Annotated in this window: 10 protein-coding genes; 6 read left to right on the top strand and 4 right to left on the bottom strand. The window is 61.2% G+C overall.

The genetic code is table 11. The features are described from left to right. The first annotated feature begins 377 nt into the window (after positions 1-377). Both A3AI_RS0128070 and A3AI_RS0128065 read left to right on the top strand, forming a co-directional pair. Positions 378-3,065, top strand: a complete 2,688-nt coding sequence (locus tag A3AI_RS0128070; protein ID WP_036049835.1) for an arylsulfatase — start codon at positions 378-380, stop codon at positions 3,063-3,065. 702 nt (positions 3,066-3,767) lie between these two features. Beyond that, positions 3,768-4,967 carry a hypothetical protein gene (locus A3AI_RS0128065; RefSeq protein ID WP_024518773.1) on the top strand — a complete coding sequence of 400 codons (1,200 nt, stop codon included), beginning with the start codon at positions 3,768-3,770 and terminating at the stop codon, positions 4,965-4,967. Between the two features lie 53 nt (positions 4,968-5,020). Here A3AI_RS0128065 and A3AI_RS0128060 read toward each other — a convergent pair whose 3' ends face one another. The 4 genes from A3AI_RS0128060 to A3AI_RS0128045 form a co-directional block, all read right to left on the bottom strand. Continuing rightward, on the bottom strand, positions 5,021-5,446 hold the full coding sequence (locus tag A3AI_RS0128060) for a hypothetical protein (RefSeq protein WP_024518772.1): 426 nt from the start codon (positions 5,444-5,446) through the stop codon (positions 5,021-5,023). 103 nt (positions 5,447-5,549) lie between these two features. Then, complete coding sequence (locus A3AI_RS0128055) at positions 5,550-6,743, bottom strand: aspartate kinase (RefSeq protein ID WP_024518771.1); 1,194 nt, start codon at positions 6,741-6,743, stop codon at positions 5,550-5,552. Between the two features lie 92 nt (positions 6,744-6,835). Beyond that, a complete protein-coding gene (locus tag A3AI_RS0128050) occupies positions 6,836-7,996 on the bottom strand; it encodes a M15 family metallopeptidase domain-containing protein (protein WP_245286963.1) in 1,161 nt (386 codons plus the stop codon). A gap of 237 nt (positions 7,997-8,233) precedes the next feature. Continuing rightward, entirely contained in the window at positions 8,234-9,205 is a 972-nt protein-coding gene (locus A3AI_RS0128045; RefSeq protein WP_024518769.1) for a LysR family transcriptional regulator, read from the bottom strand. A 221-nt stretch (positions 9,206-9,426) separates the two neighbouring features. On the opposite strand from A3AI_RS0128045, the gene A3AI_RS43530 reads away from it, so the two are divergent. The 4 genes from A3AI_RS43530 to lexA all read left to right on the top strand — a co-directional run bounded on the left by A3AI_RS43530 (position 9,427) and on the right by lexA (position 13,462). After that, positions 9,427-9,747: a hypothetical protein gene (locus A3AI_RS43530; protein WP_245286962.1), complete on the top strand. Its 321-nt coding sequence runs from the start codon at positions 9,427-9,429 to the stop codon at positions 9,745-9,747. A gap of 503 nt (positions 9,748-10,250) precedes the next feature. Beyond that, positions 10,251-10,637, top strand: a complete 387-nt coding sequence (locus A3AI_RS0128035) for an ester cyclase (RefSeq protein ID WP_024518767.1) — start codon at positions 10,251-10,253, stop codon at positions 10,635-10,637. 383 nt (positions 10,638-11,020) lie between these two features. Next, positions 11,021-12,232: a molybdopterin molybdotransferase MoeA gene (locus tag A3AI_RS0128025; RefSeq protein WP_024518766.1), complete on the top strand. Its 1,212-nt coding sequence runs from the start codon at positions 11,021-11,023 to the stop codon at positions 12,230-12,232. Positions 12,233-12,766: 534 nt separating this feature from the next. Further along, positions 12,767-13,462 carry a transcriptional repressor LexA gene (gene lexA, locus A3AI_RS0128020; protein ID WP_024518765.1) on the top strand — a complete coding sequence of 232 codons (696 nt, stop codon included), beginning with the start codon at positions 12,767-12,769 and terminating at the stop codon, positions 13,460-13,462. Positions 13,463-13,926 lie beyond the last annotated feature (464 nt).

Here is a 13,926-nt window from a genome sequence, read left to right as displayed (position 1 = left end):
GTTGACGCTTCTCGCAATGACGGCCGAGACGTCACTTCGCATTCTCGCGACCGAATTCGCCCGAGCCGCGCATATCTTCACCCTCAGCGAGGGTGCAGGGAAGGCCGGGTGGCCGCACGCACCCGAGGCTCCCCGCGCAAAAGAAATTTGCGCGAGCGCGCGACGGGCACGTAACGCAGAATTTCAACAACAGCTTCTTCGACCATTGAGCGAGGGGCGGTCATGGAGAAACTGCAATCGCTTTGAGCGGGCTCCTATTCGCTCAACGTCTGGCAGAGAAAGCGGTAGCGAGCCGTATTGATTTAAATCAATAGCGGCCCGAAGGAGTCTCTCACATTATCCGTTGCAAAGCCGGTGCCCATCCGAGGGAGGGTCTGATGACCGTTCGCGAATTCGTTGCGGCACTGCTGTTGGCCTCAGCCTTGACGTCGTCCGCGATGGCGCAGCAGACGCAACAGGCTACGCCACCCCCCGGTTCACCGGCCGCAACGACTACCATTCCCGGCGATCAGCTCCCGCCGGCGCCGCAGAAATTTGAGGGCAAGATCGAGCGCGACGCCAAGGATTCCAGGCCATTTTGGCCGGCGCGCATCGTGCCACCGAAAGGCGCGCCGAATGTTTTGCTGATAATTACTGATGATGCCGGATATGGCGTGGCAAGCACGTTCGGCGGCGTTATTCCGACACCGGCGCTTGATCGCATTGCCAACAATGGCTTGCGCTATACGAATTTCCATTCGACTGCGTTATGTTCGCCGACTCGAGCAGCGTTGATCACCGGTCGCAATCATCATTCCGTTGGCTACGGTGTCATCGCGGAGCAAGCGACCGGATATCCGGGCTACGACAGCATCATCACCAAGGATAAGGCGACGATCGGCCGTATCCTGACGGACAACGGCTACCACACCGCATGGTTCGGCAAGAACCACAACACGCCGGAATACCAGGCGAGCCAGGCCGGTCCGTTCGACCAGTGGCCGACCGGCATGGGCTTCGAATACTTCTACGGCTTCATGGGCGGCGACACCAACCAGTGGGAGCCGGGGAATCTCGTTCGCAACACCACGCCGATCTACCCCTATGAGGGAAAGCCCGGCTGGAATCTCATGACCGCAATGGCGGATGATGCGATCGAATACATGAATCGCATCAATGCACTCTCCCCCGACACGCCGTTCTTGATCAAGTTCGCGCCAGGCGCAACGCATGCGCCGCATCATCCGACTCCCGAATGGGTCAAGAAGATCAGCGACATGCATCTGTTCGATCAGGGCTGGAATAAGCTGCGTGACCAGATCTTCGCAAATCAGAAGCGCCTCGGGGTCATCCCGCAGACGGCCAAGCTGACACCCTGGCCGGATGATCTCATCAAGAGCTGGGACAAACTCACGGACGATGAAAAGAAGCTTTTCATCCGGCAAGCGGAGGTGTTCGCGGCCTACGCTGCCTATGCCGATCATGAGATCGGTCGCGTGATCCAGGCAGTCGAGGATATGGGAAAACTCGACAACACGCTGATCATCTATATCGAAGGCGACAACGGTACCAGCGCCGAGGGCCAGCCGAACGGCACGCCCAATGAAGTCGCAATGTTCAACCAGGCCAATCCGTCTGTAGAAACGCAGCTAAAGTATTTCTACGACCTATGGGGTACGGACCGCACTTACAACCACATGTCGATCGGTTGGGCCTGGGCATTCGACACCCCGTTTTCCTGGACCAAGCAGATCGCATCCCATTTTGGAGGAACGCGGCAGGGAATGGCGATCTCGTGGCCTGCCGTCATCAAAGACATGGGCGGCATCCGCAGCCAATTTCACCACGTCATTGACGTGGTGCCAACCATCCTGGAAGCAGCCCACATCCAGCAGCCAAAGGTGGTCGACGGCATTCCGCAAAGCCCGATTGAGGGCGTCAGCATGATGTACACGTTCGACGCGAAGAATGCCAATGCACCCTCGACACATACGACGCAGTATTTCGAGATGTTCGCCGATCGCGCGATCTATCACGACGGCTGGATTGCCAGCACCAAGGTGCTGCGGGCCCCGTGGGTGACGGTCGCCAAGCTGCCGGATCCGTTCGATTACCCGTGGGAGCTATATGATCTCGGCAGTGACTGGACCCAGTCGGATGACGTCGCGGCGAAATATCCGGACAAACTGAAGGAGCTACAGGCGCTGTTCCTGAAGGAGGCGGAAAAATACCAGGTCCTTCCGCTCGATTCGTCCGTCGTGACGCGCATCATTGCGCCGCGGCCGAGCCTCAGTGCAGGCCGCACGTCCTTCACCTGGACCCGACCGATGACCGGCACGCCGAACGGCGATGCGCCGAGCATTCTCAACGCCTCCTACAATTTCAAGGCGGACGTCGAAATTCCGCAAGGCGGCGCCGAAGGCATGCTGATCACGCAGGGCGGACGCTTCGGTGGCTACGGGTTTTATCTCGTCAAGAGCAAACCGGTGTTCACCTGGAATCTGGTCGATCTGAAACGTGTGCGCTGGGAGGGGCCTGAGCTCGCACCCGGCAAGCACCAACTCGAGTTTGACTTCAAATATGACGGTCTTGGACCCGCGACCATGGCGTTCGGCAACTTCAGCGGCATTGGCGCCAGTGGGACCGGCGTGCTGAAGGTCGACGGCAACACTGTCGCAACCGAGAAGATGGAGCATACGATTCCCTTTATCCTGCAGTGGGACGAAGCACTCGACATCGGTTCCGACACGGGTACGCCCGTCAACGACGATGACTACAGCACGCCGTTTACATTCACTGGCAAGCTGGAGAAGATCACACTGAATATCGATCGGCCGAAATTGAGCGCCGACGACATCAAGCGCCTACAGGAAACCGCACGGGCCGCCGGCGACGGACCGTCGGCCGATGCGGGGAAAGCTCCGGCCGAGGTGGCAACGCCGGAAGTATCGGGCGGTGTCGGCCTCAGCCTGGCGCAAAAGGTCGACCTGCAGATGGATAAGCTTGAGAGTTGTCGCAAAGAAGCAATCGCGAAGAACCTCGGGCTTGTCGAGCGGATCAGCTTTGTGCTCAGCTGCATGCATTAATCCCAATAAGAAAGAGCACGCGCGTCCTACGCGCTCAGATCGTTGGGCGACCCGTATCGCGCTTCACACCATGACCTGTACGTGTGAGCCTTGAGCAGGCGGACGCCTCCGGTTCGCGATCCCTGCGCGTCCGGCTCGAGGGCTCTTCCATGGCTGGTTCGCGAGCTGTCGAGCCGCTCTGTCTCTGAAATGCCGATATCCGGACAGTTCAATTGCTGCCTGGCGGCGGGACAGTTTGTTGTGGCTTCAGGTCTTCGATACGCTTGGCCTCGGCGACATCGGCAATTGAAAGCACTCCGGTGCGTACCGATGGTCTTGTCGAGCATTCTAGTCTAGCCTGGAGCTTGGACGGCATTTGAACTCAATCCCGTAGGGACGGCGATCGTGCGGTCCGACCGCGAAGCTCCCACTTGCATGACGGGGCGCCCCGCCTCCTTGGGCGGCGTCAGGTCCCCATGGGCCATACTGGCGTGGGCCGCGCTGCTGGTCGCGATCGTCGTATCGTTCAGACCAGCGGTTCCGGTCGTCTGGGGCGACACGCCCCCCTTTGTGGAATCTGCGTTTCGGACGCTTGAAACCGGCAGGCCGACAGTAGCCGGTGGGCGGGATCCGGGTTATCCGACTTTTTTGGCCGTGACGTTCGCGTTCGGAGGTGGCCTGCGGACGATTGTGTACCTGCAGCAGGCTGCGTGGGCCGTTCTAATGCTTGCGATTGCAGCAACGGCCCAGGTGGTGACACGCAATGCCGGTGGGCTCGTGCCGATAATCCTCGTGGCGACATATCCGGGACTGCTCCTGTTCCGGAACGTTCTTACCGCAGAGCTTCTCTTTGCTGTCTTCCTTAATCTCGCGGTGGCCGGATTGCTCGTTGCGACCTGCGTCGGCAAGACGGCGCGGTGCTGGCTGGTCGCGACGGCTATCCTGTGCGCGGCGGTTGCGGCGTGCCTCAGATCGCAGGGACTCCTGATCCCAATAGCTGCTGTCCTGCTGGCCGCCGGAATCGTCGGGCGAGACACACCGGTGCGCGTTACCGTGATTGCCATCTCCGTCGCCGCGGCGTTCGCGCTTCTCGCCGCCGGCTCCCGGTTCGGGGCCTCCAATTCCGACCAAGCCTCGGCGGTGTTCGTGTCCAAAACACTGTTCTGCAATCACCTGAATATTGTCCTTGGAAGCGATGCAGCGCGGCGCGAGCTCGCCTTGGTGGCCGGCGACCGCGCCGACGCCGCGATGGCACGGCTTACCGCTGACTTCGCCGCGGAGCCGGGTCGCTGGCCGGTGCTCGGGTTCTTCGGCGACGCGTGTCTGTTCGACGCCGCATTGGATCGAGATGTCGCCGGGGATAACGGGAATGTCGGCGCGACCGCAGCCTATTGGCGCATCTTCCTCACGGCCGTGCGTGACAGGCCGCTGGCCTACGCGGGCAAGTTCGTCCGTCAGATGGCCTACGGCGCGTCCGTCGCATGGCCACCTTACGGACTTGCCCCTGTCATCCCGGTGTCGACCGATGACGTGCCGCACGTGTCCGATATTCTGACCCGGCATGGCTGGGCGTCTCGGTTGATCGACCTGCGAGGCGGACCAGTTCAGATCGGGCTACTGTCCGATTTCCCAAGCGTCTCCGCATATCTGTTCAGGGCGTTATCCACCGTCTTCGTGATCGCCATCGTATTTTGGACAGTGACGGCTGCGCGGCGGTCCAACTTCGCGACGCGCGCGGGTATCGTGATCGCGATGTGGGCGGCTTCGATAGTCCCCGCTGCCGCCGCCCACACCCTTGACGTCGTGCGGTATCTGATTCCCGCGGTGCCGATGGTGGGTCTGATGCTGTCCCTTTTCGCGCGCGAATTGACCGAAACGATAATGGCCGATCACCTCTCACCGGCGATCAAACGCCCGCGGTGAGGCGACCGGAGACCGCGGGAATAGGCGGATCTTCTCGAACTGCTGTGTCGAGCCTATTTGCGGAGCTTCTCCTGCAACCTGGCAGCTACGCGAGGGGCGATTGCTGCGCAAGCGCTCTTGTCGATAAGGCCATTGAACAGTCCTACATCCACCGCGTTTCCAGCAATCCCTTGAGATGCGGCTCCGAGCTGGATCGACACTCCGGCGCCACATTGCACCAGCCACGGAGATGAGACCGGGAGCATATAGGCGTTAATGCCGGATTCCTCCGTGATGAGGATGAGACCGCCCTCCACATGAATCTTGTGATCGAGCGTCGTCAGGATCAAAGGCAGTACAGCCTGCGGATCGCTGACACGCTGGCTTGGGAGAGCAATTTTGCCGATCTTCGGTAGCTCGTTTCTGACTGAAAGCAACATATAGCCGAGAAAGCTTGCGCCAGCGAGGACGAGGGAAAGGCTGAAATAGTCTCGCTTCACTTGGTTATGTCCCGAGACGCCTTGTTAAAGTATCGGGTACGCTGCTTGCGTCAAGGCTGCGGCGCGCAGCTCAGCTGCCGCAATGATTTTGAGCAGAAAGCAATCAGATGAGCGAATGCAGAGCCTTGACAGCGGCCTCGCGGCTCTCCACGGGAACAAATAGACTTACCGAATGCGGCGACAAGACATATTTGTCGGCGATAATCGCGTGATTTTGCAGAATCTGAATCGCCCTGAATGGCAGGTCTGTCGAAACGCCACCGAAGCAAGTGAGGCTCACCGAGCTTAAAGTCTCACGATGTTTGCGCAGATCCTTACTGCTTGTCAGCGTGCGCAGCAGAGTGTCGAGCGACTCCGAATCGGAGGTCAACATAATCCGCGTTGTCCCGGCGGTGAAAGCCGAGGCGAGGAGCTGCGGCCAAGACAAGCCGTTTTGCTTGAGATGCTGGGCGAATTTCTCAAAGCCCTGACCGAGGTCGGCCGAATCGATCTCCACGTGCTCAATGCGAGCCAGCGAATTGACGGCTAAAACTCTTCCGTTTTCCATCCCCATAACCTCTTTCACCACTTGCGTGCTGTGTTCGGTGCCGCCCCATTTTTTTAGGACCAGGGGCACATTCTGGCTCTGTGCCAGCTCCACACTGCGGAAATGCAAAACCTTCGCGCCCCAAAAACACATTTCGGATAACGATGCAAAATCGAGCTGTCGCAAGGGTTTTGAGTTTGCCACGATGTTCGGATCGGCCGTGCAAACTCCGTCGACCTCTTTGATAATCTCACAGCACTCGGCTTGTAGCGCTGCAGCCATGGCGACCGCAGTGGTGTCGCTGCCGCCCCGCCCCAGCGTGGTAATTTCTTTGGTCGCCGGATTCACGCCCTGAAAGCCCGCTAAAACCACGATCCGCCCGCGATCGAGTTCTTCGCGTACGCGAATGGGCCGCACATCTAAAATCCGCGCGGAGGAGTGGGACTCGTCGGTCATCACCCCGGCTTGACTTCCGGTAAAGCTTATTGCCGGCACGCCGAAATCGGACAGCGCCATGCTTACCAAGGACATGCTGATGCGCTCGCCGGTGGTTAACAACATGTCGAGTTCACGGCGACTGGGTTGTCGGCTCACTTGATAGGCCATCCGAACGAGTTCGTCGGTGGTCTTACCCATCGCTGAAACGATCGCTACAATGCGATGACCGCGCCCATACAAATTGGCGAGGTTGCTCGCGACCGCGCGGATTTTTTCCGGCGTTGCGAGACAGGCGCCACCGTATTTTTGCACGATAATGGCATCGTTGCGCATTCAGCTTACCGAAGTCGACGCCAAGGGCGGCCGAGACGTTAGCGCGAATAATTGCAATCGTGTCCGCGCGGTATTGAAATGCTTGAATCGGGTCAGATCGTTCTTTGCTTCGATGATCTTGCGGTTTTTGAGCGTTTCCCGACGTTGTGACTGTCCCGCACAGCTAGCCGGCTGCGCTTTTTGGATCCCTCGTGTCGGGCTTCCGTCCCGCGGTGGTGAGCGGCATATTCGGTACCGTCGATCGGTGCCACATGTGGCGGATCCCTATCAAGATACGGTCGCCCGATTCCAAATTCTTCCCCGTGTGCATCAATCCACTTCCAGAGGGCTTCACTGGAACCATATCGCTGGTCCCTTGTCTCGCCCTTGACGCTCACGACATCGGCTGCAAGTCCGTGGCCGTAGCCGCCGCGAAAGCTGCCGCCATGATACGATCTGTCAGTCGCCGCTTTCAGGCCGCTCGCGAGCGATTGACGATAGTTGTCGCGGAACGCGCTGGTTATGCCCGGAGACAGCCCGGCCTCGTCTGCCGCGCGGAGTGCATGAAAGAGCTTCACCTTGAAGCTCCGATCCATGCCTCCGATCACGTAATCCATCATCGGCATGCCGGCTTTTTCTGCCGCCTTTGGATCCTTCCAGGTGAAATCCTCATCGAGCAGCTTGGTAAAGCTCTGGGTGACAGTCACCCTTTTACCCTTCTTCTTGACGACCACTTTCCGCTGCTCATTCACCTTAATGGTATCCTCCTTGGGCGTCCGTCGGTAGAGCGCCCACAGATATTGGTCGATGCAAACGTCCCCTTCCTGGCACGCGTCGGGAATTTCGATGGAACCAACGGCCCTGTTGGCCTCGATAGGCAACGGATCACTCGTGCTCGCCGTCGCGACTTGCACGGGCGGTGTATCCGGCGGCTGCGTGGGTGCAGCGGTCGGTGGTGCTGCCTCGGCGATCGGTTCCGGCTCATCCTGCGCCGCCGTCGTGTTGGTGGTCGTCTCCGGCACGGCGGCGGCCGCGGCCACAACAGTGTTGGCGCCGCCAGCCTTGCCCGTTGCTATTGCCTGCGGCGCGTCCGCTGGGTCGACATCGGCGGTAAGAGGCGGTGCGCGGCGGTCCACGATTGGCGCTGCACCGATGTTATCGACACCGGCCGAACCGAGGTCAGCAAGCCAGGCGACTGCACAACCCGCCACGACGACCGTGAGCGCGGTAGCCACGGTCGCAAATCGCTGCGGGTTCATGATCGGAGCCTTCACAGGTTTCACCTGAGCGAGATTCCACGGCCAAGCATGCGACGCCGCTCATCTTCGGATCACTATTTGGACGTGCAATGGCGAAATCTGCTGGTTACCATTTTTTCCAAGAAGTGTTGCCTGAGCGCAACGGGATTCGGCGAGCTGTAGTCCTCGCTGACGGCCGAGCCTGTATCCATACGGGTCATCGCAGCTCCCGCCGGCAGCTTCTCTGCGCTTTTCGACCGATCACCTGTAGCATCAGGCTCTGCTGCGCCGGCTGGTTCGCTTGTTGCCAATCTCAATTCCGATTTTGCTGGCGGAGTCCGAGCGGCTCTTCACGTGATCGATGAAGGCACGCAGCTTCGGCATCATTTGCCGGTTGCCGGGATAGTAGAGAAATACACCCGGCGCCATCGGTGCGAACGGTTCCAACACGCTGACGAGTTTCCCCGCTTTCACCGCATCGGCCGCGACCGGCGCGGGCACCTGGGCCAGGCCCAATCCTTCGACGGCCGCGCCAAACATTGTGGGAATGTCGTTGGCGATAAAAGGCCCTGAAACGATGACTTCGACTGCCTCGTTGCCGTTGACGAACGACCAGGGCGCGATCGCCCCGTTCGAGCGGCGCCGGCGCAGGCAGGCGTGTTGACGCAGATCGTCGATGCGTTCCGGCCGCGGCCGCCGGCGCAGATAGTCGGGGCTGCCGACCACAGCCAGCGGGAACGACGGCGTCAGACGCATCGCGATCATATCGGCCTCGATGAACTGGCCGAGCCGGATGCCGGCGTCAAATCCTTCGGCCGCGATATCGACCGAGTCCGGGCTTGCGGCGATCTCCACCTCGACCTCGGGATAGACTTGGCAAAAGGATGCGATCAGCGGATCCAGCAGGATCGGCACCACCGCGCGCGGCACCGTGAGGCGCAACAGCCCGGCCGGCCGCTGTCCGAGGTCTCGCGCGACCTCGCTTGCGGCGACGAGTTCCTCGAAGGCGGGCTTTGCGCGCGAAAGGAAGCGTTGGCCGGCCTCGGTCAACCCCACACTGCGAGTGGTGCGTATGAAGAGCACGGCGCCGATGCGCGCCTCGAGTGCGCGCACTGCCTGGCTGATCGCCGATGGGGTCACCCCGAGTTCCGCGGCCGCCCGCCGAAAACTGCGGTGCTGGGCAACGCTCAGGAACGCCTCCACTCCGTCGAGGGCCCCTTGTCTGACTGTGAAGTTCTGCTTCATAGCCCGTCAATATTACAACGAATAGTCGCTCGCCGGAAGCGGTCCTAAATCTGGCTTGCAAATCGGGAGTGACGCCGACGTCGAGGCCTAGGGACGCGCGAGCACCTGCACAGACTGAACGAGGTGAGCCGATGAAACTCATAGTCCCATTTCTCGTTGCATCGCTTCCGCTAGCGGCCGTTGCGCAATCACAGTCCGGGCAAGCCCCAGGCGCATCCGCGGTGGTGCTGCCTGTAACCACCGAAGTGATGGTCATTCTGACCGCCAAGCAGGGCGTAACCCGCCAACAAATCATGGCCATCATGCCGTCCGAGATTCGGGAAACCGTGAAGCTCTATCTCGATGGGAAAATCCGCCAGTGGTATTCGCGGGGCGATGGTAACGGCGTCGTCTTCTTCATCGACGCGAAGACCAGGGAGGAGGCGCAAGCGATCATGGAAACTCTTCCGCTCTCAAAGGAGCATCTGATGGATTACGAGTACATTCCGGTCGGCCCCTTGATGCCGCTAGTGGGATTGATAGGCGCAGGAGCGCGGCAGTGACCCTCCAAACGGCCGCCCCGCCCGAGCAGCCGCCTCCCCTTCAAATTGGACAGACACTGCGTGACGCCCGGCAGCCCTGAAAGCAGCAAGTATATCGCCTCCTGGGGCAAGAGACTGACCCGTGCGCCCAGGGTGGCCAGCATCGGTACATCGCGGACGAATTGAAGCGCGTCTCCCAAACCTTCATGGCGCAGATCTAAATGGTCTTGCCAGCGATACTCCGCTCATGTCGCGCCTGAATGATGGAACCTGCCTGATCCCGTCACCGATTTATCGGCTCGCTGGCAGCGGATAGCATGGCCTCAAAAAATTATCGTTTCAGCCCGGAACGTATCGCAACCTTCTGCGTTTGATCGCCGTGCCGTGCCAGCCCGCGGCTCAACCGTCCGGACGGCCCTGACCCATGACCGGGTTGGGGCCGTAGCGTCTGTAAGCCGGCCCTTGATCGATCAGGCACATCCCTTCATCCACGTGGCGTCCTGTCGGAGCACGGGGTGTTTGACATGACCAAAGACCTCTCCGACGTCTATCGAAGCTACATTGCCTGCCTGAACAGGCGGGACTGGCCGGGTCTGGAACAATTCGTCGATGCGGATGTGTCCCACAACGGCCGGCAAATCGGCTTGTCAGGCTATCGCGCAATGCTGGAGAAGGACTTTCACGACATACCGGACCTTCATTTCGAGATTGAATTGCTGGTTTCGGATGCGCCCTATGTCGCGAGCCGGCTCGGCTTCGACTGTTCTCCAAAAGGGAGATTCCTCGGCCTCGACATCAACGGGAAGCACGTGTCCTTTGCCGAGAACGTGTTCTACCAGTTTCGGCAGGACAGGATCGTGCGCGTCTGGTCGGTCATCGACAAGGCGGCGGTCGAAGCTCAGATTAAGTAGCACTGGCTCAGCGCCGCGAGATCGCCTGGGATGAATGAAAGGTGGCGGCCGATCGCCCTTTGTCTCTACCTTCGCGTCAGCCACACGAACATGGCCGAGGCCAGGACGAGCGCGAGGACTAGCACCATCCAGTTCTGAAACGGGATGCCCCAAATGGGAAGTTGCGCGACAAGCCACTTGTCCATCCAGCGAGCTTAAGCCCACGACCTGACGAGGGCCAGATCCCGGCCTGAAAAGCCGTATCCGGCCCCTCTTTCGTTTGACGCGCGAAAGACGATCTGTCCTGAGGAGAGAAGCCCGGCTTTGCCTCCCCGTCCCTACTCGGCTAGAACGCCGCGAACCGACGGTCCCGACGGGGACAATAGAAAGCGGAGTTCGATCCCTTGGCCCTGATGCCGGTTGCCGATGCGCTTGCCGCGATCTTGAAGGACAGCGAGCCACTCGATGAGGAGATGGCCGCACTCGATGCTGCCCACCACCGTACGCTGTCACGCGACGTCGCGGCACGGCGTACCCAGCCGCCGCAGGCGATGTCGGCGATGGATGGATATGCAGTGCGCGCCGCCGATGCCGCGGCGGTGCATGCCAAACTCAGGGTGATCGGCGAGGTCGCGGCTGGCCGTCCGTTCGGCCGCGCCATTGGGCCAGGCGAAGCGGCGCGCATCTTCACCGGCGGCGTCATTCCCGATGGCGCCGATGCGGTGGTGATCCAGGAGGATACGGTCGCCGACGGCAATGCCATCACCGTCACTGAAGCTGCCGTCACAGGGCGGCACATCCGCCCCGCCGGGGTCGATTTCCGCCAGGGCGACGTGCTCCTGAAAGCCGGCAACCGCCTCACCGACCGCGACCTGTCGCTGGCCGCGAGCATGAACTATCCGGAGCTGCCGGTGCGCAGGCGACCCAGGGTCGCGCTGCTTGCAACCGGCGATGAGCTCGTCATGCCCGGCAACGAGCCCGGACCCGGCCAGATCGTCTATTCCAACGGCTATGCGCTGCGGGCATTGATGCGACGCGAAGGCGCCGAGACGATCGACCTCGGGGTCGCTGCCGACACGATGGCGGCCACCACCGCGGGCATCAGGGCTGCGCGCGAGGTCAAAGCCGACATCCTCGTCACCACCGGCGGCGCCTCCGTCGGCGACCATGACCTTGTGAAGAAGGCGCTCGACGCCGAGGGCGTTGCGATAGCGTTCTGGAAGATCGCGATGCGGCCGGGCAAGCCGATGATGCACGGCAGGCTCGGTTCCATGCGCGTGGTCGGCGTGCCCGGCAATCCCGTCTCCTCCTATGTGTGCACCTATCTGTTTGTGGTGCCGCTGATCCGCACCCTCCTTGGCAACACCCTCATCCATCACCGACGCGAGACGGCGGTGTTGGGGCGCAATCTCGCGGCAAACGACGTGCGCGAGGACTATTTGCGGGCCGTCATCGAGGCGCGCGCCGATGGCACGCTGGTCGCAAATCCTGTCAATCACCAGGATTCCTCGCTGCTCGCCAACCTCTCGCGCTCGCAGGGGCTCGTGATACGTCCGCCCTTTGCCCCTGCAGCGAAGGCCGGCTCGGCTTGCGAGATTTTGCGGCTGCCAGAGTAGCTTGCTCCGTCATTCCAGGGCGCGCGCGAGCGCGAACCCGGACTCTCGGGATTTTCAGGTGCGCAACGGCGCACCTGCGCTCGGTGCTTCGCATCACCCCGGAGTGCCGGGACCACGACTCAGACGATTCGCGGCCGATGCTGTGCGTATGAGCGGCCGAAGACACCTCATCCGCGCCGCGCAAAGAAAAATCATTCGCGCCTCTTGAGCGACGCCTTGGCGCTGGCGAGATCGACCTGCGGGCACCAGAACGCCTCTGTGACCGGCACATCCGCTCTTGCAGAAATGCCTGCGGCGCAGCTATTTCTCGCGTTCCACGCCGCATCGCTCGGCCTGATGCCTTGCGACCGCCTCGATGCCGGGACTAAGCTCGACCACGGCGTCGGCCGCGCCCTCAAATCGCGTTCACCTGAAATTAAGCTGTTGCAGAACACATATCGTACATATAGTGTACGTTCATGATTTGTTTCGAGTATCTGGGGGTCGGCTCCGCATCTCGTCATCGAACGACAAGCTAACTGGGGATTGGTCGCGATGCTTACGCGCAAACAGTATGAACTTCTGCGTTTCATCAATGAGCGGCTGAAAGAGGCCGGCGTTCCGCCCTCCTTCGACGAGATGAAGGATGCGCTCGATCTGCGCTCGAAGTCCGGCATCCACCGCCTCATCACGGCGCTCGAGGAGCGCGGCTTCATCCGCCGTCTGCCCAACCGCGCCCGCGCGATCGAAGTGATCAAGCTGCCCGAACTGTCGCCCGCCGGCGGCCGCCGCGGCTTCACCCCGAGCGTCATCGAAGGCAATCTCGGCAAGGGCCGCAGCAGCCCGCCGACAGCCGACGACGGCGAGCGGCCGATTGCGGTTCCCGTGATGGGTCGCATCGCGGCCGGCACACCGATCGAGGCGCTGCAGACCCGCAGCCACACCATCAGCGTGCCGCCCGACATGCTCGGTTCCGGCGAGCACTATGCGCTTGAAGTGCGCGGCGACTCCATGGTCGATGCCGGCATCCTCGACGGCGACATGGCACTGATCCAGCGCAACGAGACCGCCGACACCGGCGACATCGTGGTGGCGCTGATCGACGACGAGGAAGCAACGCTCAAGCGCTTCCGTCGCCGCGGCGCCTCGATCGCGCTGGAACCGGCGAACACCGCCTACGAGGTCCGCATCCTGCCGCCCAACCGGGTGAAGATCCAGGGGAAGCTGGTCGGGCTGTACAGGAAGTATTAGACTGCAAGTAACGGTCGGTTTGGCGCAAGCGGCATCGCTCTCGATCCGTCGTCCTGAGGTGCTCGCGAAACGCGAGCCTCAAAGGATGAGCGGCTCCGCTGCGAGAGCCGGGCTCGTCACCTTCGAGACGCGCGAAAATCGGCGCGCTCCTCAGGGGGACGGGTCAGCGCAAAGAGCCCGTTGCGCCAAACGATCTTGCTGGGTGCGCGCCTGACGTCATGCAGGCAGGCATCGCTGGTGTGGCACCTGCCGGACACATGATTCCGGCAGCATGTGATGTTGTGTTGCCGGCAACATCCTTCGCGCGCAGGCGAAGCGCGCCTGCCGAAAAACAATCGCACACAGTCAAACGGATGTGATCGCACTTCGCGCGAACGGGCCGCATAATCGCCCACAAGCCCTCACAACCTGAGGAGCTTCGTCCACTCTGATAGAGGCCTGCGCCTCGATGAGAGAGCGCGGGT

This window comes from Bradyrhizobium sp. Tv2a-2 (assembly GCF_000472425.1).
Taxonomy (GTDB): domain Bacteria; phylum Pseudomonadota; class Alphaproteobacteria; order Rhizobiales; family Xanthobacteraceae; genus Bradyrhizobium.
This window is presented reverse-complemented; position numbering and strand designations above follow the sequence as displayed.

Coding starts and splice junctions, on each gene's coding strand:
- A3AI_RS0128045 (WP_024518769.1), bottom strand. CDS start 9,205: ATGAAGCAGAACTTCACAGTCAGACAAGGGGCCCTCGACGGAGTGGAG.
- A3AI_RS0128070 (WP_036049835.1), top strand. CDS start 378: ATGACCGTTCGCGAATTCGTTGCGGCACTGCTGTTGGCCTCAGCCTTG.
- A3AI_RS0128055 (WP_024518771.1), bottom strand. CDS start 6,743: ATGCGCAACGATGCCATTATCGTGCAAAAATACGGTGGCGCCTGTCTC.
- A3AI_RS0128065 (WP_024518773.1), top strand. CDS start 3,768: ATGCTTGCGATTGCAGCAACGGCCCAGGTGGTGACACGCAATGCCGGT.
- lexA (WP_024518765.1), top strand. CDS start 12,767: ATGCTTACGCGCAAACAGTATGAACTTCTGCGTTTCATCAATGAGCGG.
- A3AI_RS0128035 (WP_024518767.1), top strand. CDS start 10,251: ATGACCAAAGACCTCTCCGACGTCTATCGAAGCTACATTGCCTGCCTG.